This window comes from Iodobacter ciconiae, assembly GCF_003952345.1.
Lineage (GTDB): Bacteria > Pseudomonadota > Gammaproteobacteria > Burkholderiales > Chitinibacteraceae > Iodobacter > Iodobacter ciconiae.
This window is the reverse complement of the sequence record NZ_CP034433.1, coordinates 1,926,650-1,951,137: the sequence shown is the minus strand read 5'-3', so window position 1 is coordinate 1,951,137 and position 24,488 is coordinate 1,926,650. Positions and strand designations below refer to the sequence as shown.

Annotated in this window: 21 protein-coding genes and 1 pseudogene; 18 read left to right on the top strand and 4 right to left on the bottom strand. The window is 48.3% G+C overall.

Going from position 1 to position 24,488, the window contains the following annotated elements; translation table 11 throughout:
* The first annotated feature begins 98 nt into the window (after positions 1-98).
* The 6 genes from EJO50_RS08585 (at position 99) to EJO50_RS08560 (ending at position 12,275) form a co-directional block, all read left to right on the top strand.
* Positions 99-1,406: an OmpP1/FadL family transporter gene (locus EJO50_RS08585; RefSeq protein ID WP_125973335.1), complete on the top strand. Its 1,308-nt coding sequence runs from the start codon at positions 99-101 to the stop codon at positions 1,404-1,406.
* An 84-nt stretch (positions 1,407-1,490) separates the two neighbouring features.
* A complete protein-coding gene (locus EJO50_RS08580) occupies positions 1,491-3,860 on the top strand; it encodes a 3-hydroxyacyl-CoA dehydrogenase/enoyl-CoA hydratase family protein (RefSeq protein WP_125973333.1) in 2,370 nt (789 codons plus the stop codon).
* Between the two features lie 138 nt (positions 3,861-3,998).
* Positions 3,999-5,204, top strand: a complete 1,206-nt coding sequence (locus EJO50_RS08575; protein ID WP_125973331.1) for an acetyl-CoA C-acyltransferase — start codon at positions 3,999-4,001, stop codon at positions 5,202-5,204.
* A 73-nt stretch (positions 5,205-5,277) separates the two neighbouring features.
* A complete protein-coding gene (locus EJO50_RS08570) occupies positions 5,278-5,841 on the top strand; it encodes a chalcone isomerase family protein (RefSeq protein WP_125973329.1) in 564 nt (187 codons plus the stop codon).
* Positions 5,842-6,637: 796 nt separating this feature from the next.
* Positions 6,638-8,389 carry an autotransporter assembly complex protein TamA gene (locus EJO50_RS08565; RefSeq protein WP_164521461.1) on the top strand — a complete coding sequence of 584 codons (1,752 nt, stop codon included), beginning with the start codon at positions 6,638-6,640 and terminating at the stop codon, positions 8,387-8,389.
* A gap of 1 nt (position 8,390) precedes the next feature.
* Positions 8,391-12,275 carry a translocation/assembly module TamB domain-containing protein gene (locus EJO50_RS08560; protein ID WP_125973325.1) on the top strand — a complete coding sequence of 1,295 codons (3,885 nt, stop codon included), beginning with the start codon at positions 8,391-8,393 and terminating at the stop codon, positions 12,273-12,275.
* A gap of 178 nt (positions 12,276-12,453) precedes the next feature.
* Here the strand turns inward: EJO50_RS08560 and EJO50_RS08555 are convergent, their stop codons facing one another.
* Together EJO50_RS08555 and EJO50_RS08550 are read right to left on the bottom strand one after the other, a co-directional pair.
* A complete protein-coding gene (locus tag EJO50_RS08555; RefSeq protein ID WP_125973323.1) occupies positions 12,454-12,735 on the bottom strand; it encodes a barstar family protein in 282 nt (93 codons plus the stop codon).
* Complete coding sequence (locus EJO50_RS08550) at positions 12,726-13,157, bottom strand: ribonuclease domain-containing protein (RefSeq protein ID WP_125973321.1); 432 nt, start codon at positions 13,155-13,157, stop codon at positions 12,726-12,728. The genes EJO50_RS08555 and EJO50_RS08550 overlap by 10 nt, the downstream gene beginning before the upstream one ends.
* 138 nt (positions 13,158-13,295) lie before the next feature.
* Here EJO50_RS08550 and leuC point away from each other — a divergent pair, with 138 nt between their 5' ends.
* From leuC to EJO50_RS08520, 6 genes are all read left to right on the top strand, one after another.
* Positions 13,296-14,702, top strand: coding sequence for a 3-isopropylmalate dehydratase large subunit (gene leuC, locus EJO50_RS08545; RefSeq protein ID WP_125973319.1), 1,407 nt, complete (start codon positions 13,296-13,298; stop codon positions 14,700-14,702).
* Between the two features lie 12 nt (positions 14,703-14,714).
* A complete protein-coding gene (locus EJO50_RS08540; protein WP_125973317.1) occupies positions 14,715-14,843 on the top strand; it encodes an entericidin A/B family lipoprotein in 129 nt (42 codons plus the stop codon).
* On the top strand, positions 14,840-15,478 hold the full coding sequence (gene leuD / locus EJO50_RS08535) for a 3-isopropylmalate dehydratase small subunit (RefSeq protein WP_125973315.1): 639 nt from the start codon (positions 14,840-14,842) through the stop codon (positions 15,476-15,478). The genes EJO50_RS08540 and leuD overlap by 4 nt, the downstream gene beginning before the upstream one ends.
* Positions 15,479-15,572: 94 nt before the next feature.
* Positions 15,573-16,307 (top strand): glucosamine-6-phosphate deaminase, encoded by a 735-nt coding sequence (gene nagB / locus EJO50_RS08530; RefSeq protein WP_125973314.1) that lies wholly within the window; start codon positions 15,573-15,575, stop codon positions 16,305-16,307.
* 95 nt (positions 16,308-16,402) lie between these two features.
* The gene (locus EJO50_RS08525) at positions 16,403-16,924 is read left to right on the top strand and encodes a GNAT family N-acetyltransferase (RefSeq protein ID WP_125973312.1); all 522 of its coding nucleotides are present in this window, start codon (positions 16,403-16,405) and stop codon (positions 16,922-16,924) included.
* 26 nt (positions 16,925-16,950) lie between these two features.
* The gene (locus tag EJO50_RS08520; protein ID WP_125973310.1) at positions 16,951-17,451 is read left to right on the top strand and encodes a C40 family peptidase; all 501 of its coding nucleotides are present in this window, start codon (positions 16,951-16,953) and stop codon (positions 17,449-17,451) included.
* On the opposite strand, the gene EJO50_RS08515 is transcribed toward EJO50_RS08520, so the two are convergent.
* Positions 17,448-17,912, bottom strand: a complete 465-nt coding sequence (locus EJO50_RS08515) for a flagella synthesis protein FlgN (protein ID WP_125973308.1) — start codon at positions 17,910-17,912, stop codon at positions 17,448-17,450. The genes EJO50_RS08520 and EJO50_RS08515 overlap by 4 nt on opposite strands.
* Position 17,913: 1 nt before the next feature.
* Positions 17,914-18,198: a flagellar biosynthesis anti-sigma factor FlgM gene (gene flgM, locus EJO50_RS08510; protein WP_125973306.1), complete on the bottom strand. Its 285-nt coding sequence runs from the start codon at positions 18,196-18,198 to the stop codon at positions 17,914-17,916.
* 327 nt (positions 18,199-18,525) lie between these two features.
* Between flgM and EJO50_RS08505 the strand changes: the two are divergent.
* The 6 genes and pseudogenes from EJO50_RS08505 to EJO50_RS08480 all read left to right on the top strand — a co-directional run.
* A pseudogene (locus EJO50_RS08505) lies at positions 18,526-19,303 on the top strand (IS3 family transposase); the annotation flags it as partial.
* A gap of 247 nt (positions 19,304-19,550) precedes the next feature.
* Positions 19,551-20,651 carry a chorismate synthase gene (aroC, locus tag EJO50_RS08500; protein WP_125973304.1) on the top strand — a complete coding sequence of 367 codons (1,101 nt, stop codon included), beginning with the start codon at positions 19,551-19,553 and terminating at the stop codon, positions 20,649-20,651.
* 2 nt (positions 20,652-20,653) lie between these two features.
* Entirely contained in the window at positions 20,654-21,286 is a 633-nt protein-coding gene (locus EJO50_RS08495) for a DUF4136 domain-containing protein (RefSeq protein ID WP_125973302.1), read from the top strand.
* Between the two features lie 91 nt (positions 21,287-21,377).
* Positions 21,378-22,214, top strand: a complete 837-nt coding sequence (hpnD, locus tag EJO50_RS08490; RefSeq protein ID WP_125973300.1) for a presqualene diphosphate synthase HpnD — start codon at positions 21,378-21,380, stop codon at positions 22,212-22,214.
* A complete protein-coding gene (gene hpnE, locus EJO50_RS08485) occupies positions 22,202-23,515 on the top strand; it encodes a hydroxysqualene dehydroxylase HpnE (protein ID WP_308418413.1) in 1,314 nt (437 codons plus the stop codon). Before hpnD ends, hpnE begins: the two co-directional genes overlap by 13 nt.
* A gap of 22 nt (positions 23,516-23,537) precedes the next feature.
* Complete coding sequence (locus tag EJO50_RS08480; protein WP_125973296.1) at positions 23,538-24,335, top strand: SDR family NAD(P)-dependent oxidoreductase; 798 nt, start codon at positions 23,538-23,540, stop codon at positions 24,333-24,335.
* The last annotated feature ends 153 nt before the right edge of the window (positions 24,336-24,488 follow it).

Genomic DNA, 24,488 nt, shown 5'->3' with positions numbered 1-24,488 from the left:
TACCTTTTGTGAAAGTACCAATAAAGTACTTGGGGTTTGTTGCAGATTGACTACTTAGGATTAAACCACAGGCCACTGGCCACAGTAGGAGATAGACGATGTCTGGAACTATTCGTATGGCAATTCGTACTTTAGGTGTGGCAAGCTTATTTTTAGCCGGCAATGGGCTGGCATCCGGTTATCACTTTGGCACTCAAAGTGTTAGCGCACAAGGTGTTGCTATTTCAAATGCTGCAGAGGCAGAAGACGCTACCGTATTGTTTTACAATCCTGCCGGGATGACTAATTTACCGGGGACCAATATTTCTGGTGCTCTGATTGTGGTCGATCCACATATCAGCTTCTCAAATATGAATGCGACTAACAGTCGTGGCAAGACTGTTACTGGTAATGATGGTGGTACGGCGACCGGGCCTGTTGTCGTGCCACAAACATATATCACTCATCAGGTGAATGAACAGTTGTTTGTGGGCTTGGCGATGTTTGTGCCTTTTGGGGATAAAACCAATTTTGATGACAAATGGATTGGTCGCTATAACGGCACCGATCTGGAGTTAATGACTTTGGCGATTAACCCTTCGGTGGCTTACAAAATTAACGAGCAGTTTTCTGTGGGTGCAGGCGTGACGGCCCAGTATATGAAAGCTCGTTATAAAAAGATGATCGATTTAGGTGGTAAGGCCACTGTTGGTGGTTTTTCCAGCCCGGCGCTCGATGGTTCCATGGATTACGAAGGCGATGACTGGTCTTACGGCTTTAATTTGGGCGCAACCTGGAAGGTAGACGACACATTGCGCTTTGGTGCTGCATACCGCTCTAGCCTGAGTCATACCCTGGAGGGCGATGCTAAGTTTACTGTGCCTGGTGTGTTTCCTCCCGGCGTCGCTGTGGGGGCCAAACTGTTAAATTCAAATGGCACGGTTGATTTAGAAACACCGGATTCATTTTCGCTTAATTTTTATAAAAAATTAAATAGCCAATTCGCACTAACCGGCGATTGGACACATACCTGGCATTCCAAGTTTCAGGATTTAATTCTTAAAACAGATGCAGGATTTATGGCTGATGTAGAACAAAAATGGCGCGATACGGATCGCTTCTCTTTGGGCTTGAGCTATCAATATAGTGATCCATTAAAATTACGCTTTGGTTTGGCTTTTGATCAATCACCGGCCGATCAGGCTAAATATCGTATTGCCAATTTGCCAGATAGCGATCGTATTTGGTTCTCTACCGGGTTTAATTATGTGATCGACAAGAATATGTCTGTGGATGTAGCTTATGCCTATGTAGATTTTAAAAATACAAGTATGGCTAATAAAGATGGAAGCAATAGCGTAATGACTAATGCTGATGTGTCTGCATACGCCAATGTATTTGGTGCACAATTGAATTACCGCTTCTAATTCGTTTTATCCCTCCCTTTGGGGAGGGTTTCGTGACTCCGGGCGGCTTTCGCCGCCCTTTCTTTCCTTTTAGCGAGGCTAAACATGGCCAATACCGTGCATATCCGTCAGGTTGCCGTTCTCGGCGCGGGCGTTATGGGAGCGCAAATTGCTGCCCATCTTGCCAATGCGGGAATTAAAACCGTTTTATTTGATTTGCCAGCCAAAGAAGGTGATGCAAATGGCATTGCAACAAAGGCAATTGCAAATCTTAAAAAAATGAAACCGTCGCCTTTAGCGTCGCTTATGCGCGCGGACCATATTGAGCCCGCTAATTACGGTTCTGATTTGGAAAAATTAAAAGGTTGCGATTTAATTATCGAGGCGATTGCTGAACGCCTGGATTGGAAACTCGATTTATATGCCAAGATTGCCCCGTTTGTAGCACCGCACGCTATTCTGGCATCCAATACTTCCGGCTTATCGATTAATTCGCTGGCGGGCGGTGTGCCTGAGCAATTGCGTAGTCGTTTCTGTGGTATTCATTTTTTTAATCCGCCACGCTATATGTATCTGGTTGAGTTGATTGCCGACTCCCAGACTAACCCTGCCATGATGGACGCGCTGGAAAGCTTTCTTGTTACCCGTATGGGCAAGGGCGTAGTACGCGCTAAAGACACGCCTAACTTTGTTGCCAACCGCATTGGTGTGTTCTCCATGCTGGCAACGATTTATCACGCCGAACGCCTCGGCATCCGTTTTGATGTGGTTGATGATCTGACCGGCCCACGCCTGGGTCGTCCGAAATCAGCTACTTTCCGTACTGCCGACGTAGTTGGCCTGGATACCTTTGCTCATGTGGTTAAAACCATGACCGAGCAACTGGCATCCGATCCTTGGCACAAATACTTTACCGTTCCGGCCTGGATGCAAAAGCTGATTGAAAACGGCGCTTTGGGCCAAAAAACCAAGGCTGGCGTATTCAAGAAAGTAGGCCGTGATGTACTGATGCTTGATCCGTCTACCGGCGAATACATTGCTGGCGGACAAAAAGGTAGCGATGAAGTGAAAGCGTTGCTGAAAATCACTGATCCGGCTGCACGCTTTAAAGCGCTGCGCGAATCCACTCACCCAGAAGCGCAATTCCTCTGGGCCTGCATGCGCGATGTATGGCATTACATCAGCTATCACCTCGATACCATTGCAGACAATGCCCGTGATGTGGATTTTGCAATTCGCTGGGGTTTCGGCTGGAATCAAGGCCCGTTTGAGCAGTGGCAAGCTGCTGGCTGGAAAGAGATTACAGCGGCCATTGCGGCGGACTTAGCAGCCGGCCAGGTTATGGGTGATGTGGCACTGCCTGCCTGGGTGGCGGCGCGTGATGCTGTGCATACACCAGAAGGCTCGTACAGCGCGGCAGATAATGCGCTGAAACAACGCTCTAACTTGCCAGTTTATAAGCGTCAGCTTTACCCGCCAACCGTGGTGGGTGATGCTGCACCTCTTTATGGCGAAACCATTTTTGAAAATGACGGCGTTCGCCTCTGGGCGCAGGCTGGCGAAGATGTGGTTGTTTTGAGCTTTAAAACCAAGGCGCATTGTATTGGCCCGGATGTATTGGCCGGGGTAAATCAGGCGATTACGATCGCTGAAGAGCGTTACGCAGGTTTGGTGGTCTGGCATCCGGAAGCGCCATTCTCGGTTGGTGCAGATTTGATGAGCATGGGCCCCGCCTTTATGACGGGTGACTTTGCTTCGATCGAAAATATGGTGGCCGAATTCCAAAAAGCCAGCATGCGTCTTAAATATGCGGCTGTGCCAGTGGTTGGCGCGGCTCAGGGCTATGCCTTCGGTGGTGGTTGCGAATTCCTGATGCACTGCTCACGCGTTGTGGCCTGCCTTGAAACCTATATCGGCTTGGTTGAAGTGGGTGTGGGTCTCTTGCCTGCTGGTGGCGGTTGTAAAGAATTTGCACTGCGTGCCTCAATCGAGGCGAAGGGCGATATTGTTGCCGCACTGAAAGATTACTACCTGTCGGTAGCGATGGCGAAAGTGGGTACCAGTGCAGAAGAAGGCCAGCAAATCGGCTATCTGCGCAGCTCCGACATTATTGTGTTTAACCCGAATGAATTGCTCTATGTGGCCAAAGCGCAAGTCCGCGCCATGAGCGAATCAGGCTACAAAGCGCCGGTTAAACCAAAAGCATTTGCTGTAGCGGGCCGTGCAGGCGCTGCCACTATCAAAGGCCAGCTGATCAATATGCTGGAAGGCGGCTTTATCTCCAAGCACGACTACCTGATTGCCGGCCATATCGCCGAAATCATGACCGGTGGTGATGTAGATGCAGGCACTCTGGTGGATGAAGAATGGATCCTGAAGCTGGAGCGTGAGCGTTTTATGAAGCTACTCAAAACCGGCAAAACGCAAGAGCGCATCATGTATATGCTGGAAAACAACAAGCCGCTGCGTAACTAAAAAATTGTTGATGAATTAGATGTAGGGCGGGTGAAACCCGCGAGCGATGCTGAATAAATACGCGGGTCTTACCCGCCCTACAAAATCGATCACTGATTACGTGTTGCTTTAGCGAATACCCCTATTTAGGAGCTCAAAATGAGCAGACAGATTCAAGAAGCTTATATCGTTGCTGCCACGCGCAGCCCGGTTGGTAAAGCACCGCGCGGTATGCTGCGCAATGTTCGCCCGGATGATTTGCTGGCCCATGTATTAAAGAGTGCGATGGCTCAAGTGCCTCAGCTTGATCCTAAGCTGATCGAAGACGTGATTGTTGGTTGCGCCATGCCAGAAGCCGAGCAGGGGATGAATATTGCCCGCATGGCTGTGCTGCTGGCGGGTTTGCCAGATACGGTCGGTGGTGTAACCATCAATCGTTTCTGCTCCTCGGGCGTGAATGCCATTGCTATGGCTGCGGATAAGATTCGCTTGGGCGAAGCCGATGTGATGATCGCGGCAGGTACAGAAAGCATGTCGCAAGTGCCAATGATGGGAAATAAAATCTCCCTCAATCCTGAAATTTTCACTAAAAACGAAAATCTGGGCATTGCCTTCGGGATGGGCCTGACGGCAGAAAAAGTAGCCGAGCAGTGGAATGTATCCCGTGAAGATCAGGATGCATTTGCGGTGGAATCCAATCGCCGTGCCCTGCATGCGATTGCCACAGGCGAATTCAAAGACGAAATCAGCCCGCTGGAAGTATTTGCACGCACGCCTAATCTGGCAACTGGCGAAGTTGAAGTCACCAGCAAAATTTGCGATACCGACGAAGGCCCACGCGCTGGCACTACCATGGAAGGCCTGGCTAAGCTCAAAACCGTATTCGCAGCTAAAGGCTCAGTCACAGCGGGTAACAGCTCGCAAATGTCCGATGGCGCCGGTGCGGTGATTCTGGTTTCTGAGCGCATTCTGAAGCAATTTAACCTTGTGCCTTTGGCGCGTTATGTAACCTTTGCCGTAAAAGGTGTGCCTGCGCACATTATGGGGATTGGCCCGAAAGAAGCCATTCCGGCTGCACTGAAGTTAGCTGGCCTGACGCTGGATGATCTGGGTTGGATCGAGCTGAACGAAGCCTTTGCCGCGCAAGCGCTGGCTGTTGCACGTGATCTTAACCTGGATATGAGCAAGGTGAATCCACTGGGCGGCGCGATTGCTTTAGGCCACCCGCTGGGTGCAACCGGCGCGATTCGTGCGGCAACTATCGTGCATGGTATGCGCCGTCACGGTATGGCTGGCAAATACGGCATGATTTCCATGTGTATCGGTACCGGTATGGGCGCGGCAGGGATTATTCAATCCTTGTAATATTTCGCTCGCAGATCAAGGCTTTTGCCCACGGATTTAAAATCCGTGGGTTTTTTTTCCAGGAAATGAAAAAATGAAAAAATTACTGATTGGAGCTTCCTTTGTGCTGGCGGCACAAAGCAGCATGGCTCTGGAAGTGGCAGGGGTAAATCTGGCTGATCGTGCCGAGCTGGCCAGCCAGTCGCTGGCATTAAATGGTGCGGGAGTACGCAAAAAAGTATTTTTTGATGTTTATCTGGCGGCCTTATATGTGCCGGTTAAAACACAAAATGCAAGTGCGGTTGTTAATTCGTCGGTGCCGCGCCGCATGGAACTACGCATGCTGCGTGAAGTTTCTGCACCTGCGATGCATGAAGGTTTTGTTGAGGGCTTGAAGGCGAATCAGAGCGAGGCGGCACTGGCGGCGCTGGCACCAAAAATTACTGAGCTGGAACAAGTATTCAAACAAGTTAAAACAGCAGCAAAAGGGGACGTGATTGTGCTCGACTTTATGCCCGGCCAGGGGACACGGGTTACTGTGCGCGGTAAAACATTTGCCACGATTGCCGGCGATGATTTTGCGGCAGCAATGTTGTCGATCTGGCTGGGTAAAGCGCCGGTTAATGATTCATTAAAGGCTGCTTTACTAGGTAAGTGATATATCACATTAGGTATAAATAACCTTTCCGGGGTAAGCGGGGCGGTGTACGGGGTGCTTGTTTTCCTCTGTGCGTCGCCTTTTTTATTTCTTGATATTTACAGTATACCTTTCGCTTTTCTTTTTAAACTTTTCTTCTGTTTAAGCATTGCTGCACCCTGTTTAATTTGATGTGAAGAGCGGGTGCAGTGTAGTTGGCTTATGCTATTTTTTCTTTCGTTTCCCAGTGCCTGTGACAGGCTTTCTGTTTGCTTTTTTATATGTAGTTAAATTACATTATGCACCTGTTGTTTTTCATTGTTAATACATTGCATATCTTTGTATTTATTGTATTTTTTATAAAAAAATGTAGTTTTTTGTGTAGATTGATGTATTTGTGTTGGTAGTTTTATTACAAAAATGCTTGCGATTAATTTATGGTTTTGCTAAAGTAGCGTCACTGCTTGATTGGGAACAGATCTCTGACCCAAGCCTTTAAACAGGTGCCAATGAGTGCTCTGCAAGTCCTTTTTAAGAGCCCCGAATCTGCCTAAAACTTGCTTTTGAAATGATGAGGTTTTATCGCAATTCGTTGATCTGCCGGTTTAGTTGTTTGTAAGTGTGGTAGGTAGTAAGTTGTTGTGTGTGTAGTATGTTTTGACTCTTCATCTGGTCTTTCTTGTTGCCCGGTTCTGTGTACTGCATTTTTTGATGCATACTCAGACCGGGTTCTTTTTTGGTCGCTATGCTCTGCTTGAGGTAGAGTAGCAACTTTGTCTCTTCTAAAATCATCCTTATGATTGTCCGGTCATTCCTTTTGTTGGTTTTGGTCCTTCCTGTATTGGTTAGGGCTGAAGAGCCGCCTGCTACAGAAACTGAGCAGAGTGTCTATTTTCCTTATGTATTAAACATTGAAGCGCCTGATGAATTGCAGGGCCTTTTAGAAAAACATCTGGATCTGTCCCGCTTAAAAACAGAAAAAAGGATGACCAGAGAGCAGCTTACCCGCATGATTGATAATGCATCGGAAGCGGTTGCCGGCCTGCTTGCTACCGAAGGATATTTTTCGCCCACGGTTAAAACCAAACTGGATGAATCTGTCGTGCCTGCCATTGTCTCCCTGGAGGTTGACGCAGGTAAGCCAACTTTAGTGCGCAGCGTGGATGTGAATTATCTCGGTGATATTATTCCTGACGAGGTACGCATGAAGCGTTTGGAAGAGCGTCAGGAGCAAACCTGGCCTTTACCCAAAGGCAGTGTATTTCGTCAAAGCGCCTGGGATAGCGGCAAGCGTGGTGCAGTTAGTCTTTTACTTAATCGCCGTTATCCTGCTGCTAAATTAGTGCGCACCGAGGCTAATGTTGACCCCGAGGCGCATGCGGTTGATTTGGTCGTTGATGTGGAGAGCGGCCCAGCTTACTTTTATGGACCGGTCAGTATCACGGGATTATCACGTTATCCGGAGAAACTGGTTCGTAATAATGTTAAGTTTGCAGAAGGGGCAGAGTATCGTCGTAATGATTTATTGGAATTACAGACCTATTTGCAAAATTTACCGCATTTTTCCCTGGTATTGGTTGATGTTGATTTACCGGCAAAGCCGCCATTTATTGCACCGGTAAAAGTCACATTGCAAGAAGCGCCCATGAGTAAAATCAGTACGGGCCTGGGCTTTAGCAGTAATACCGGTGCGCGGGGCTCGTTTGATTATCGCTACCTAAATTTAATGGATCGTGGTTGGGTGCTAGACAGTGGTTTGAGTCTTGAGCAAAAAGAGCAGTCATTTAATACCGGCATTACTTTCCCGCGTTTTGCTTCCGGTTACGAGCACCGGGTTTATGGCAGCTTTGTGCGTGAAGACATTCAGGGGCTGACGACCAGCACCTGGAAAACGGGTGTATCCCGTAGTAGTACAGAAAAAAATATTGATCGATTAATCGCTATTGAATATCAGATGGAACGCCGCGAGTTAAATGATGGCTCTATTTCCGATCCTCAGTCTTTAACTGCAAAATACCAGTGGGTCCGGCGTGATGTGGACCGTATCCGAAACCCCCGCTCGGGAAATGTCATTACCCTGGAAGGGGGGGGAGCGCTTAAAGGGTTGTTGTCCGATGAAAGCTTTGTTCGCCTTTACGGAAGAGGTGTGCAGTTCTGGCCTGTTGGTGAAAAAAGTGTCGTGGTTGGCCGCTTAGAGCTGGGAGATACCTTCACTAAAGAATCTTTTAACGTGCCAACTGACTGGCTGTTCCGGACCGGTGGCTCATCTTCTGTCCGGGGGTACGATTATCAAAGCCTGGGTTTGTCGCTAGGGGGCTCGGTTATTCCAGGTCGTGTTATGGCGGTGAGCTCCATAGAGTTTCAGACGCCCGTTTATAAAGACTGGCTGGGAGCGGTGTTTGTTGATCATGGCGGGGTGGGGGATCAGTGGAAAGACTGGCGTGGCTCGACCGGTGCCGGGCTGGGTACACGTTGGGTGAGTCCTGTCGGGGTGATTGGTCTGGATGTGGCAAGAGGCGTGGAAGCAAAACAGTTTCGTGTTCACTTCTCTATGGGAGTGACATTTTAAAATGCAGAATCATCTTCAACCTGCTGCGGCAGATCCTCAGGCTGTAAAGCCTGTTCCTCGTTATTCCCGCTTGCGCCGCCTGATCGGTGGCTTACTGTTTTTGCTGGTATTCCCCATTTTTTTGCTGACTATTGCGCTGGCTTTTTTTGACTCGCATACGGGTCGTGACTGGCTTGTAAAACAAGTCAATCAAAGTGGGGTAGCCAAGCTGCGGGCGATTGATGGCACTTTATGGTCTGATTTCTCCCTGCATGGCCTTGTGGTCAACACCGCCGATGTCCGGATTGCCGTGAATAAAATGAGCCTTGCATGGAGTCCGTACAGCCTTCTGGCGCGGGATTTATCGCTTGATGAATTAAGTATCGGGCATTTAGAAATTGAGATTAAGCCAGGTCCTCCTGATAAACCACCCTCACCTGCGCCAACAAGCCTTACATTGCCAATCGGCCTGCATATTGATCAGGCACGGGTGCGTCGTTTGAGCATAAAAAATTCACCTGATATTCATGATGTTCGTTTCAAACTGGCAAGTAATGGCCGTTTTCATCAAATAACTTTAGATCAGCTGCAGGTAAAACTGCCTGAGGTTGATATGGGTTTAAAGGGGCAGCTGGCACTTGTAGGAGTACAGCCCTTTGTTACATCGGGTCAGCTAGCTTTGTCGGGCAAGGTTGAGGGCCAGCCTTTGCAATCGCAAATCAAGCTCGATGGCGAGCTGCGCAAATTGCAGCTAAAAGGCGATGTTAAAAGCAATCAGCTTAATGCAATGATTAATGCCCGCCTGGATCTGTTTGCACCCTACACCTATCAGTTATTGAGCGAAGGTCAGATTAAGCTGCAACAGCTGAATCCTGCCGCGCTGATGAAAGGTTTACCCAAGGCACTGATTGATGTGTCCTTATCGATTGTACCTCTTGGTGAAAATGCAGCCAGCGGCTCACTGGATATTCGCAATGCAATGCCTCTGACTGTGGATCAGGGAGGCTTACCGTTTACGCAAATCAGCAGCCAGCTTGGGTACTTAAAGGAAACCGTGACATTAAAAACAATGTCGCTGGATTTGCTGGGGCAGGGGCAGATAAAAGGGACAGGGCAACTGGATAAGGGGCAGCTTAAACTGCAGCTGGATCTGGCTAAAATTGATCCTGCAAAATTGTTTTCGCAGCAGCCACCCGCTTCTCTGGGCGGGATAATTACGCTGAAAGGCCCGTGGTTAGCTCCTGATGTTCTGGCTAAGCTGACTGATGCTCAGCGTAATGTGTCGCTGGACCTGGATATGGGCTGGTTAAATCCTAAACATGAGCGGCGCATTGCCTTGCGTGAAGCCCGCTTATCTCGGGCAAACAGCAGCGTGTCTTTGCAAGGCGAGTTTGGCCTGCTTGACGCAAAGGGTGTCGCTAAAAATGATTTTAAACTGGCAGGGGAATTTGCAGGGCTAAATCCTGCCGAATTTGTGGCAAGCCCGAAAGGATCTCTCACAGGGCAATTTAAATTGGCGGGGGCTTTGCAGCCTGCATTAAAAGCCAGTGTGGATTACAGCCTGGGCGACAGTCGTTTCAATGGTGAAGTACTCAGTGGCAAGGGGCAGCTTAATATAGAGGAATCACGTATTTCTAATGCGGGTCTGTGGCTTGCCCTGGGCGGAAATCGTATTGATGCCAATGGGGCTTTGGGCCTTGCGGGTGATATTTTGAAACTTAAAATCAGCTTGCCCCAGCTGCAACAGATTGGCCCTGGTTTTGCAGGAAAAATTAGCGGCGATGCACAATTGAAAGGGGCAATGCTTAGCCCGCAAATTGCAACGCAGCTGACTGTGGCAGGTTTGCAAACACCATTGGGTGTATCGGTGAATCAAGCTATTTTAGAGGCAGAATTGCAACCTGATTTAAAAGGCCCGCTGCATATTCGTGCTGATATTAATGATGCAAAAGCAGCAGGGGTACAGATCCAGAGCCTCAATTTTAAAGCCGATGGCAGCCGGGCCAAGCATAGCGCCAGTTTGCAGCTTAAGGGCCAGCAGGATGAGCGTTTGATTGACGTAAGCTCGCGTTTTGAAGGGGGTTTAAGCGAGCAGTGGATCTGGCGGGGCAGCGTGCAGGGCCTGCAGGTAAATCAGCCTGTTGCTTTGAATCTGGCCGCGCCGCTGGCGCTGGAAGCCGGGGCGAATTTGGTTCGGGTGGGAGATGCGCGTCTTTTAATGGGTGACACGCGGGTGCATATTGAAAGGTTGAACTGGCAGGATGGTAACCTGGATACCGCTGGCGAGCTGGAACAGGTTTCAGTTGGGCAATGGCTTACTTTGCTAGGGCAAAAAGAAGTTAGTGGTAATTTAATGCTGGGTGGCCGCTGGGCGTTCAAATCAGCAGGACACCTGGACGGACGGCTGGACATTCATCGGCAATCGGGTGATTTAAGGTATGTCACGCACAGTACTGCGCCGCAGAGGTTTGATTTGCAGGATTTCAAACTGCAAGTACTGGCCAGGCAATCTGCATTGAGTTTTAGCGGTAATCTGGGCTCTGGCCGGTTTGGCCAGATGCAGGCCAGCGGTACCACTTTGCTTGATGCCGTGAACTGGCGCCTGGCAGAGCGTGCGCCGCTGGATGTGCTGGTCAAGGGGGAAGTCCCCAAGCTATCCATGTTTGGCCCGTTGCTGGCCCCTGATTTAACGCTGGCTGGTAGCGGACGCTTTGAGGTTCGCCACTCGGGCTTACCTAAAGACAATAACTGGACCGGCTTTATCTATGGTGATGGTGTGTCGGTGCGGGATGCGGCTACGGGTCTGGCTTTACAAGAGGGCAAAGTGAAAGTCACGCTGGATAAGCAGCAAATTAATGTGCAGCAATTTCAGTTTAAAGGAGGGCAGGGTACTCTGGATGCAAAGGGTACTTTTGATTTAGGGGGGGCTACTCCAAGTGCTACGGCGCAGGTAACTGCCAGTAAGCTGACTTTGATCAGCAAGGCAGATATGCTAGTGGTGATGTCGGGTCAGGGTAATATCACGCTCAGGGATAAAGCTCTGAGTGTGAGCGGGCAGCTGAAAGCAGATGAAGGGGATATTCGTTTTCAATCCAGGGATGTGCCAAAACTCTCCGATGATGTCGTGATCAAGGGGCGTGCCAAACCACCGGTTGATATAGGGCCACAGTTATCTTTACAGATGGATATTGATCTGGGTAAAAACTTCCGCTTTCGCGGCTATGGCCTGGATGCCCGTCTGGTGGGGTTGCTGCGTTTACGTGCACAGGCCAATCAGGCACCCACTGCCCACGGTGTGGTGCAGGTTGCTGAAAATGAAGGGAATGCCCGCAGTACTTACAGTGCTTATGGGCAGAAGCTGGATATTGAGCGGGGCGTGCTGGCGTTTCAGGGGCCGATCGATAACCCGGGGCTGGATGTGCTGGCTATGCGCCGCGGGCAGCAGGTGGAAGCAGGGGTGCAGGTAACGGGTACGGCTTTACGGCCCAAAGTGCTGCTTTATTCTGAGCCTAGTGTGCCGGATAGTGAAAAGCTTAGCTGGCTCTTGTTTGGTCATGGCTCGGACAGTATGGAAAAATCCGATAGCGCCCTGATGCTGCAGGTTGCCAATGCACTGCTTACGTCAGAAGACAGTGGTAGTGGCTTTAGCGAGGGTCTTCTGGATAAATTAGGTCTGGATGATGTGGGTTTTAGCAGTCAAAAAGAAAAAGACGGCACCTCCACCCAGGTCGTTTCGGTGGGTAAGCAGCTAAGCAAAAATATCCGGGTCTCTCTTGAGAAAAGCGTCAATGGTTTGCGCGACGCGGTGAAGTTTACCTGGCAGCTTACTAAAGGCTGGTCTCTGGTTTCACGAATTGGCACAGATGAAATGACCGGGGATGCCTATTACACTTTCTCTTTTGATTGATCCAAAAAAACGCCGCCCTTAAAAAGAGCGGCGTTTTTTTTTGCCGGATGATTTGCGTTTAAAAAAGTAAATTGAGTTAAATTACGTGATATCTGTAGCGGCCCTGGATATTTTTCCTGCCAGATTTGTTTGTTATTCCCAGGCAAAAGACAGGCAATTTAAACAGGGGTAACCGTATTCAGGGCTTAAGGATAAGGCTTAAATCATCACGCTCTGAGATGGCATCATTAAATACAGCAAGTAAGGATGCATAGTCTTTCTTGCCCAGCTTGGCCTGCGCTTCCCTGGCGTTTTCCCATGTGATCTGGATGGGGCCTTCCAGATTGGCGCTCAATTCGTCATAAAGTGCATCAAGGTTGTTAATAAAATCGCTGGAAAAATCCAGCTGTTCTGTCAGTTGCTGATAGACATCACTAAGCTTGTGGATATGCCGGAGTACGGCGTGCTGGCTTATTGACATGCTGCCACCTCGGTGAAAGTCTGATAATGATCAACGGTGATAAAACGTGAGCCACCTTTGCTAAAGACAATTCGTTTTGCCCCGCGTTTTCCACCCTGGTAGTCTAGATCTGCCTCCTGGTACTGGCCCCGGGGCAGACGGTTTTCACGGTTGCTAAAGCGATCGCCACCAATGGATTTGCCAGGCATGCTTTGCCAGAGACTACTGCCAGGGCGCCATCCTGCAGCCTGAGCTTCGCGCTTGGTGACAAATTTGGCAGGCAGGCGAGCTTGTTGATTGAGGCTGGAAAGTATTTCTGTCAGCTCGCTTGTACTGGTGCCGGGGTGTAGCTGACGGTTTAATCCTTCTGCCACACTTTGGCAGGATGCGGCTTGAACCCATCCGCTTGCAAGAAGCATCAGGGCGAGGAATGATCGGTGCATTTAGATATCCTTTCCTATGAGATAAAGCAGGGTGTAATTTTTTATTTAAACCATATCGGTATAAGTCTTGCTTACGCGGTTGTGGCAAAAGGCCTTCTATGCTAGTTTCGAAGGCCCTGACTTTTCCAGACTATCGCCATGGCCCAGACACTTTATGACAAACTTTGGCACTCCCACGTTGTTCGTACCGAGGACGATGGCACCTGCCTGATTTATATTGATCGTCACCTGGTGCATGAAGTCACCAGTCCGCAAGCTTTTGAAGGCCTGAAGCTGGCGGGCAGAGCGTTATGGCGCAAATCTTCTGTTGTTTCAACTGCCGACCATAATACGCCAACTAATGATTGGGATAAGGGAATTCAAGACCCTATCTCACGCCTGCAGGTTGAAACGCTGGATGCCAATATCAAAGAGTTTGGGGCACTGGCTTATTATCCTTTTAAAGATCAAAAGCAAGGCATTGTGCACGTAGTTGGCCCGGAAAACGGCGCAACTTTGCCAGGTATGACGGTTGTCTGTGGCGACAGCCACACTTCAACACACGGCGCATTTGCTGCGCTGGCTCATGGAATTGGTACATCGGAAGTCGAACATGTGATGGCTACGCAAACGCTGGTTGCCAAAAAATCCAAAGCGATGCTGATTCGTGTGGATGGCGTTTTGGGTCGAGGGGTGACGGCTAAAGACGTAGCACTGGCGATTATTGGTAAAGTAGGCACGGCAGGCGGCACGGGCTATGCGATTGAGTTTGGTGGTGAAGCAATTCGTTCTTTGTCGGTGGAAGGACGTATGACGCTGTGTAATATGGCGATTGAAGCGGGGGCCCGCGCAGGTATGGTGGCCGTAGATGAAAAAACCATTGATTACCTGAAAGATCGCCCGTATTCACCCAATGTGGCTCAATGGGATGCTGCAGTAGCTCACTGGAAAACACTGGTCTCCGATGACGGCGCGGTATTTGATGCGCTGGTAACACTGGATGCCGCAGAAATCGAGCCTCAGCTCACCTGGGGTACTTCACCAGAGCAGGTATTGGGTATTTCTGGCTCGGTGCCAGACCCAGCCTCCGAGGCGGATTTAGTTAAGCGTGGTAGCTATGAGCGGGCTTTGCAATATATGGGCTTAACCGCGAATACCCCGTTGACCGATATCCAGATTGATAAAGTATTTATCGGCTCCTGTACTAACTCTCGTATTGAAGATTTGCGCGCCGCCGCTGGCATTGCCAAGGGTAAAACCAAGGCTGCTAATGTGAAGCTGGTGCTGGTGGTGCCAGGCTCTGGCCTTGTTAAAGCACAGGCGGAAGCTGAAGGCTTAGATAAGATTTTTGTTGCTGCAGGTTTTGAGTGGCGCGAGCCGGGCTGCTCTATGTGTCTGGCAATGAATGCGGATCGCTTAGAGCCGGGTGAGCGCTGTGCTTCAACCAGTAACCGAAATTTTGAAGGCCGCCAGGGCCAGGGCGGACGCACGCATTTACTTAGCCCGGAAATGGCAGCTGCTGCGGCAATTGCCGGCCACTTTGTTGATGTGCGCCAGTTCGCTTAAGGAGATCCAGGGATGAAAAAAATTGCAACGCTGACGTTGATGTTTTTGATGCTGGGGCTTCCGGCATGCAATACCGTATCGGGCATGGGCAAAGATATTAAAAAGGGTGGCGAAGCCATCGAAAAGGCGGCCAATAAATGAAAGCATTTACTCAATTAAACGGCTTGGTATGCCCATTGGATCGCGCCAATGTGGATACCGATGCCATTATTCCTAAGCAGTTTTTAAAATCGATTAAGCGCTCAGGTTTTGGCCCAAATCTGTTTGATGAATGGCGCTACCTAGATCATGGCGAGCCGGGCATGGATAACAGTCAGCGCAAGCCTAATCCTGATTTTGTGCTGAATTTCCCGCGCTATCGGGGGGCTGAAGTACTCTTGGCCAGAGACAATTTTGGCTGCGGCTCCAGCCGTGAACACGCGCCGTGGGCAATTGGTGATTACGGCTTTCGCGTGGTAATTGCGCCCAGTTTTGCAGATATCTTTTTTAATAATTGTTATAAAAATGGCTTATTGCCCATTGTGCTGGATGCGGCAAGCGTGGAGCTGCTGTTTGCGGAAAGCGAGGCTAATGAAGGCTATTGCCTGAGTGTGGATTTGCCTGCGCAAACAGTAACAACGCCTTCTGGTAAGGTATTTAGTTTTGATATCACAGGGCATCGCAAGCATTGTTTATTAAATGGTCTGGATGAAATTGGTTTGACTTTACATCACGCAGCAGAAATTAAAGCTTTTGAAGCACAGCGAAAAATCGAACAACCCTGGTTATTTTCCTGATTTTTTTGCATGATGTGTGGTTTGCATCAACAAATCTTACTTAGTTGACGTATAGTATGTAGGCCGTTTTACTTATTTTGGAATTTACATAATCATGATTTTACATAAATTCAAAGATCAAAATGAACTGAATCGTGTTGGTGCTGATTTATTGCTGTCTATTGTCCGTACTAAGCCCAATGCAATCCTGGGTATGGCAACAGGTAGTACCCCTGTTGGTATTTATCAGGAAATAGTAAAAACATATCAGCAGGGGCTGGTTAGTTTTAAAGAAGTAACAACATTTAATCTGGATGAATATGCTGGCTTGTCGGTGACTCATCCGGAATCATATCGTAGTTTTATGAATAGTCATTTGTTTAACCATATTGATATTCTTGCAGAAAATACCTATGTGCCTAATGGTAATGCAGATGATTTGGATGAAGAAGGCCGCCGTTATGATGAGCTGATTTATCAGAAAGGCCTGGTAGATATGCAGATTCTGGGTATCGGGCATAATGGGCATATCGGCTTTAATGAGCCTGATGAAGCATTATCCCGTTTTACACATAAAGTGACTTTAAAGCCGGAAACCCGTGAAGCAAATAAACGCTTTTTTAATAGTATTGATGAAGTACCAACCCATGCATTAACAATGGGCATGGGTTCTATTTTGCATGCGAAATCAATTTTGCTGGTTGTTAAAGGTGCAGAAAAAGCTGAAATTCTTGATCGCACTTTAAATGGCCCGATTACGACTCAGGTGCCAGCATCATTTTTGCAAACACATCCGCGTGTGATTGTGCTGACAGATTGCGATGTAGATTATAAACGCTCGCATTCCTAAGGTCATTTTTTGTTTAAGTGGCTTTTGAAAAAACACCGAGGGATTGATCCCGAGGTGTTTTTTTTTGATTTAACAGATGGAGCTAAGAGTAAATAATGCAGATTGTTTCTTGTACTTATGCACGGCATGCTGAACAGATTCTTTTTATATTTAATGAAGCAATTGCAAACTCCACTGCTCTTTATGATTATAGCCTTCGCCCTTTAGCCAGTATGGTGGATTGGTTTGCTGATAAAGAAGCAAATAATTTGCCGGTGCTGGGAATTGAAAATGAAGCGGGTATCTTATTGGGCTTTGCATCTTATGGTGCATTTCGTGTACGGCCTGCCTATAAATACTCGATTGAACATTCGATTTATATTCAACCTGATTATCGTGGGCAGGGTTTGGGTAAGAAACTATTACTGCTTATTATTGAAAAAGCCCAGCAGCAGGGCTATCACACCTTAATTGGCGGAATTGATGCAGAAAATATAGCGAGTATTGCTTTGCATCAGCAGCTTGGGTTTAGCCATGCAGGTACGATTAAACAATCAGGATTCAAATTTGGCCGCTGGCTGGATTTAGTTTTTTATCAGCTGATTCTGGCAACCCCGGCAAATCCGGTGGATGGTTAATTGTTTGTATTTAAAAAGGATTCGGATTGAAAAAGATTTTATTGCTGAGCGTTCTGGTTTTAAGTGCGTGCAGCTCACCGCCAATACGCAGCAAAGCCTCTTACCCGGTATCCAAATCTTTAAGTCATATTCAGGCCGAAGGTGCAGGTCGAGAAATCGTGATGTATGCGCTGGGCTTACTGGATGTTAGCTATCAGTTTGGCGGTAATAACCCGGAAGCTGGCCTGGATTGCAGCGGAATGGTGAGCTTTATTTACAAAAATGCAGTAGGCGCGGTATTGCCTCATAATGCCGCACAGATTGCCAGCCTGGCCCGCCCGGTGGCAAGTGAGCAGTTGCGAGCAGGTGATCTTGTATTTTTTAACACCCTGGGGCGCTCGTTCTCACATATGGGGATTTATTTGGGTGACGGACGCTTTATTCATGCGCCTTCGTCTAAAGGAAAAATAAGAGTGGAATCATTATCCAGCCCTTATTTTGCACAGCGCTTTGAGGGTGGGCGCAGCCTTCTGGCCCAAAACCCTTAAGCCAGGTCGCGTTTTTGGCCTTGCGGCAGCGAAGTGAGTTTGCCGTCAGGAGCGTAGAGTGGCCGGTTGTGGCTGGAATCTAAAATTTGCTGCATAAAACCATTGATCAGCTGCTGGCGGGTTTCAATAAGCTGGCCGTTGCTGCTATTAAAGGCTGCAGCTTGGCGGGTGATTTCCAGCAGTGCCTGCCACTGGCCCAGCGCATCCGGGTGCTGCTCTGTAAACCATCTGCTGACATCATTTTGCGGATCACCCCCCTGAGCCGCAAAAAACTGGCTAAGTGCCTGCCCGGCTTGCTCTGCATCGACTGCCATCGCTTGTTTTTCTGTGGTGAGTACAAGCAGAGGGTCCAGCTGATTGGCTACCAGATAATTTTGCTCTTTTTTAAGTAAGCCAAGTAATGCTTGCATACTGCTGATGGCCTGGGTGAGCAGGCCATCCAAAGGCGAGTTTATGGTCATTTCACTTGCCTAGAAGTTCTTGTGCGCTTTGGATGATTTTTCCGGCGATGGCTTCTGTGCGAACAGTAAAGCGGCCTTCGCTAATGGCTTTTTTGAGTGATTCGACACGTCCGGCATCAAAAGTGGGTTTTGGGCTTTGTTCGATCTGACTTAGCTTAGCCGCCAGCGGATTGATGGTGACGTTATCCGTATTCGAACGCTCTGTGCCTGCTGTCGGGGTGCTCGTCGTACGCTCGCTGTTGCGGCTGGGAGTTGTATTCAGAGGCTTGTTTTGATCGATTTTCATGGTAAGTCATCCTTCGTCACCGGCCAGTGTGACTTTCTGTACAGTCATTATGCCAAGTATCGACCTGATTCGTAAAAACTTTAGTGCTTCACTTCAATTAAATTAATGTTATGAGCGTTTTTTTATCATCGATTATCAACTTTCTTTCAAATACGGACAGCGCTAAGGCATTATATGTCATGGATTACTGTTCACTTATATTACTGGTTGTTTAAATTGACTAAGCGGCCTTTGCCTATTAATGGGGTTAGACATGAAGGGTAATCCCCCCACAAAACCAGCTCATTTTTAAGTAGAATTTTCTCGCAGTCTTTGAGCAGCTTCTACATGAAAGCCGTGGGTAATTTATATTGCCAGATTATGGCGATTTTAAAGCAAGCCGAAGCCGGTTCGACCGTCCCCGATCTGTGCCGCGAGCACGGCATGAGTTCGGCCTCTTTCTATAAGTGGCGCGCTAAGTTTGGTGGCATGGACGTTTCCATGATGACGAGAATGAAGGAGCTGGAGGACGAAAACAAGCGCCTTAAAAAGATGTATATCGAAGCCCAGATGCAGGCGGATATCATTAAGGAAGCCATGTCAGAAATCCTCTGAAACATCTCAGCGTCGCGAGATGGCTCACTGGGCCGTTGAAACCAAATCCGTGTCCATTCGTGCGGCTTGCGCTAGTTTTGCGATTAGCACAACTTGCTATCGCTATATTCGTAAGTTGGATGCCGAAAAGGCTCAAATTGCTGATTCATTGGTCCAGCTCACGGAAACGCATCGTAACTGGGGCTTTGGCCTCTGCTTTTTGCATTTGCGCAACGTCAAGAAAAAACACTGGAATCATAAACGGGTCTACAGAATTTACTGCGATTTAGAATTAAATCTGCGGATTAAACCTAAAAAGCGCTTAGAACGCGAAACGCCAGCGCCATTAGCAGTGCCGGCAGCAAAAAATGAAACGTGGTCGATGGATTTTATGCATGATCAATTAGCCGATGGACGTAGTATTCGCTTATTCAATGTGATTGATGATTTTAATCGAGAAGGATTAGGCATTGAAGTTGATTTCTCTTTGCCGGCAGAGCGTGTAATACGCAGCTTGAATCAAATCATCGAATAGCGCGGCAAGCCTAAGCGAATCAGGTCCGATAATGGCCCTGAATATATACTTTTAAGTGCGCTTAAAAACGGGGGGATTACCGAGCCCCGCTAGATTTGCTTTCAAATGATGGTACGCAAAAATCAATCTTCTAGGTACTATCTGTAAAAAATACACGATCTGATGCTTGCTTGTAAGCCTAGATAGGTAGCTGTCCATGTTAGAATTCAGAATACCTGTCTGCTACTGGCTCTGAGGATTTGGAATGTCTGGGAACACGCTCGGTTTATTGTTTACGGTAACTTCATTTGGTGAAAGCCATGGGGCAGGGATTGGCTGTGTAGTGGATGGCTGCCCGCCTGGAATGGATTTGAGTACTGAAGATATTCAGGCTGAATTAGATCGCCGTAAACCTGGAACTTCGCGGCATGTCACTCAGCGTAAAGAGCCGGATACGGTAGAGATTTTGTCCGGTATTTATGAAGGTAAAACTACAGGCACGCCGATTGCGCTGCTGATTCGTAATCAGGATCAGCGCAGTCAGGATTACGGTAAAATTGTAGAAACATTTCGTCCAGGGCATGCTGATTATACTTACTGGCATAAATACGGGATTCGCGATCCACGTGGTGGCGGGCGTTCATCCGCACGAGAAACGGCTGTGCGTGTAGCCGCCGGGGCGATTGCCAAAAAATGGTTGCATGAGAAATATGGGATTCAGATCCGCGGCTATATGAGCCAGCTGGGTGAAATGATAATTCCATTTAAAAGCTGGGATGAAGTGGGCGGGAATGTTTTTTTTGCGCCTAATGCCGAAATCGTACCGCAGCTTGAAGATTATATGGATGCCGTTCGTAAAGAGCGTGACTCCGTTGGTGCAAAAATTACAGTAGTTGCAGAAAATGTGCCTGTTGGTTTGGGCGAGCCTGTATATGATCGTTTGGACGCAGAAATTGCTTACGCAATGATGAATATTAATGCGGTGAAAGGTGTTGAAATTGGCGCGGGTTTTGAAAGCATTGTACAAAAAGGCTCGGTGCATTGTGATGAGCTGAGCCCAACGGGCTTCGCCAGTAATCATGCAGGCGGTATTTTGGGCGGGATTTCTACCGGTCAGGATATTGTGGTGAATTTGGCGGTCAAACCGACATCAAGCATTGCACAAGAGCGTCATTCGATCGATAAAGAAGGCAATCCGGTGCTAATGTCTACAACCGGACGTCATGATCCCTGTGTGGGAATCAGAGCTACGCCGATTGCCGAAGCCATGTTGGCCTTAGTCTTGATTGACCATGCTTTGCGCCATCGGGCTCAGTGCGGCGATGTAAACGTAGATACACCCCGTATCCCAGCTAAAAGGAGTTAATTATGGGTAAGCTCATTGCTCTGGTTGTGGTGTTTCTGACAGGTTGCGCTTCGCCACAGTTTTTGGCGACGGTTAGTGTGCGGCATACCCTGGCGAGTGAGCCTGCGGCCCAGCGCTTTACTTTTGAAAGAGATGCTTCGCAAGTGCAGAGCCTGGCTCAGCGTGATTTTGAAGAGGATGTAAGTGCCGAGCTGATGCGAAAAGGCTATGTTTATGTGCCAAATATGAGTGCGGCAGATTGGCTGGTGCGATTGCAATACCAGGTTGATGCTGGCAAAACGGTCACGACACAGGAGCCCATCTGGGGGACCGTAGGATTTAGTACTTATTATCGCCGGGTTTCTACTTCAGGTGGTGTGGTTTTACTGCCTTATACCCGAACAGAAAATGGTATTGTGGGGAGCCGTCCTGTCAGTGACACCGTCTACAACAGACAGCTCAATCTGGATATTTTGAATAAAAAGGATTTGGCTACAGGGCGTTTTGCCAAATTATTTGAAGGTAAAGCGGTTAATCGCAGCACGGATAATGCTATCGAGCCTGCTGTGCCCTGGTTAATTCGCGCTCTGTTTGAGCAGTTTCCCGGCGTTTCAGGTTCCAGCCGTGAAGTTAAGATTATTTTGCCTGAGCAGTAATGGTTGGAGGCTGCAGCATTTTTATAGTGACTTTAAGAAAATGCTGCGGTTTTAATGTGGTTTTATGCTAATTATTCAAACGGAATGACCCGTGACCCCTGAGCAATATTGTGAAGATAAAGCGGCTAAAAGCGGCTCCAGTTTTTATTACAGTTTTCGTTTTTTACCTTTAGGGCAAAGAAAAGCGATTACGGCCTTATACGCATTTTGTCGTGAAGTTGATGATGTGGTTGATGAATGCCATGAAGAAAGTGTGGCAAGAACTAAATTGGCCTGGTGGCGTAGTGAAATTGATCAGCTATTTGCTGGCTCACCTCAGCACCCGGTGACCCAGGCTTTATTACCTTCTCTTAAAAAATACGATTTACAACGCGAGCTATTTATAGAAATCATCGATGGAATGGAGATGGATCTGGATATGGCTCGTTATAATAGCTTTAAAGATTTGCAATTATATTGCTATCGTGTGGCATCGGTTGTCGGGCAAATGGCCGCGCAAATTTTTGGCTTTACAGATCGCGGCACACTTAAATATGCACATGATCTGGGTTTGGCATTTCAATTAACCAATATTATTCGTGATGTTGGAGAAGATGCCCGCCGCGGCCGGATTTATTTGCCGGTGACTGAATTGCAGCAATTTAATGTACCTGCCGCAGATATTCTGGCTTGCCGTGAAACGCCTGAATTTAGAGTATTAATGGATTTTCAAATTAAGCGCGCGGAGCAATATTATGCGCAGGCCATTGACGCATTGCCTGCCGTAGATAAAAAACAGCAGCGCACAGGCTTGGTAATGGCGGCAATTTATCGGGCGACATTGAAAGAAATTGAAAAAGATGGTGTAGGTAAAGTGTTAAATCAGCGGATTTCTTTAACACCTATTCGTAAATTATGGCTGGCGTGGAAAACGTGGTGGCTGTGTTAAACAACTATTCGGTAGCTGTACTGGGCGGGGGCTATGCCGGCATTACTGCAGCGGCAGAGTTGGCTGCTGCAGGCATTAAAGTCAGCGTATTTGAAGCGGGTAAGGTCTTGGGTGGCCGCGCCAGAAAGGTCTGGCTAGAAGGTAAATCCTTGGATAATGGTCAGCATCTTGTGATTGGTGCTTACACCGGCTTGCTTAGTATGATGGCCAAGGTGGGTGTTGATGGTAAAGTAGTTTTTTTGCGCCGCCCGATGGAGCTAGTGGTCGAGCCGGGTTTCAGGCTGGCCTGTCCTTCTCTTCCTGCTCCTTTGCACTTGGCTTTGGGCTTGCTGTTTGCACAGGGTTTATCCTGGTCTGAGCGCTTTGCCCTGGTTCGTGCGATGCATGTTGCACAAGCTGCAAAATGGCAGTTGGCACGGGATATTACGGTTAGTCGCTGGCTTGAAGATCAGCGTCAGCCAAGTGGTTTAATTGGCCGTTTTTGGCAACCTTTGACGGTGGCGGCACTAAATACCCCGCTTGAACTTGCGTCTGCCCAGGTGCTGCTAAATGTGTTGCGAGATAGCCTTGGGGGAGCACGGTCGGCTTCTGATTTATTATTGCCCTGCCGTGATTTTTCGGCCTTGTATCCTGATGTGGCGGCTCAGTTTATCGAGCAAAGAGGCGGACATATTTATCGCTCCAGGCGCGTCAGGCGTGTTGGGAAAATACAGCAGGGCTGGCAGCTTAATGATGATCCAGAAATTTTTGATGCGGTAATCTGTGCTTTGCCGCCACATGGGTTGGCTGCCTTGCAAGTGTCCGTGCCTGATGTATTGCCAGCACAGTTGGGGCGCTGGACATATCAGCCGATTGTGACGGTGTATTTACAATATGATCATACAGTTAAGCTGGCTAAGCCTATGCTGGGCCTGAGTAATTCTTTGGCGCAATGGGTGTTTGATCGCGGCTTTACCCACCAAACGGATGGTTTGATTGCTGTGGTGATCTCTGCTGAGGGGCTGCATCAGACTTTAGCCCAAGATGAGCTGGCACAGGCTGTTGTGCTAGAGCTTCATCAGCGCCTGGACCTGCCGATAGATGTGAGCTGGCAACGTGTGATTACTGAAAAACGAGCTACTTTTGCCTGCACACCCGGTCTTGAACGCCCAGCAAATCAAACGAGCGAAGCCGGGTTTTGGCTGGCGGGGGATTACACGGCAGGCTTGGCGGGTAAGGGAGATTATCCGGCAACTTTAGAGGGCGCGGTCAGAAGTGGTATGGCGGCTGCGCAAGGTGTGCTAAAAGAATTGGATCAATAAGTTCAGATAAAAGGAATAAAAAATGAACGAAGTAATCGGTGATTGGAACAACTATCAAGCGCCAGCTGGTGCGTTTCGCAGTCGTGTAATTTTAGTGACGGGTGCCGGGCAGGGGATTGGTGAAGCAGGCGCGATGGCTTTGGCTGAACATGGTGCAACTGTGATTTTGTTGGGCCGTAATGAAAAAAAACTCGCTAAAGTTTATGACGCAATTGAAGCTGCAGGTTATCCGCAGCCCGCCGCGATTCCTTTTGATCTGGCAAAATCAGGTGAGGCAGAAATTGCCCAGATGGCGGTGCTGATTCAAAAAGAATTTGGCCGCCTGGATGGTATTTTGCATTGTGCTAATGGCTTTAGTCATTTGTCCCCGCTTGCCAATCAGAAAATGGATGAATGGATGGAGATGTTCAAAGTGAACGTTGCCGCTCCATTTGTGCTGAACCGTGCTTTGTTTCCGCTTTTAAAAGATGCACCGGACGCCAGTATCTTGCTTCTGGGTGAGCATCATGCCTTTGCGCCTAATGCGTACTGGGGCGGTTATAGCGTGAGCAAAGTAGGGCAAAAGAATTTAGTCGAGATTGCTGCGGCCGAGTGGGAAAACATGGAGCATTTACGGATTAATCTCTTAGTGCCTGGGCCAATTCAATCTCCGTTCCGTCTGAAAACACATCCGGGTGAAACGCGTGAAAGCTTGCCTCCAACAAGCTCGATTGTTCCGGCTATTTTGTACTGGATGGGGGATGCCAGCCGTGGGCAAAGTGGTAAAACACTGACAGTAAATAAAATTGAGGGTGGCGGGAACTTGTTGGTCGAGGGCTAATCCTAGTCAGGGTACTAATGAGTGTTAGTGCTTGCTTCGTCCCCTTATGGCCCCACCGCTGGTGGGGCTTTTTTTGTTCATTTTATTCAGTAATCATTTAGAGAGAAGTGCTCTCATCTTGTTACAATCCTGTCTTTGCTTTTTGGCCTACGT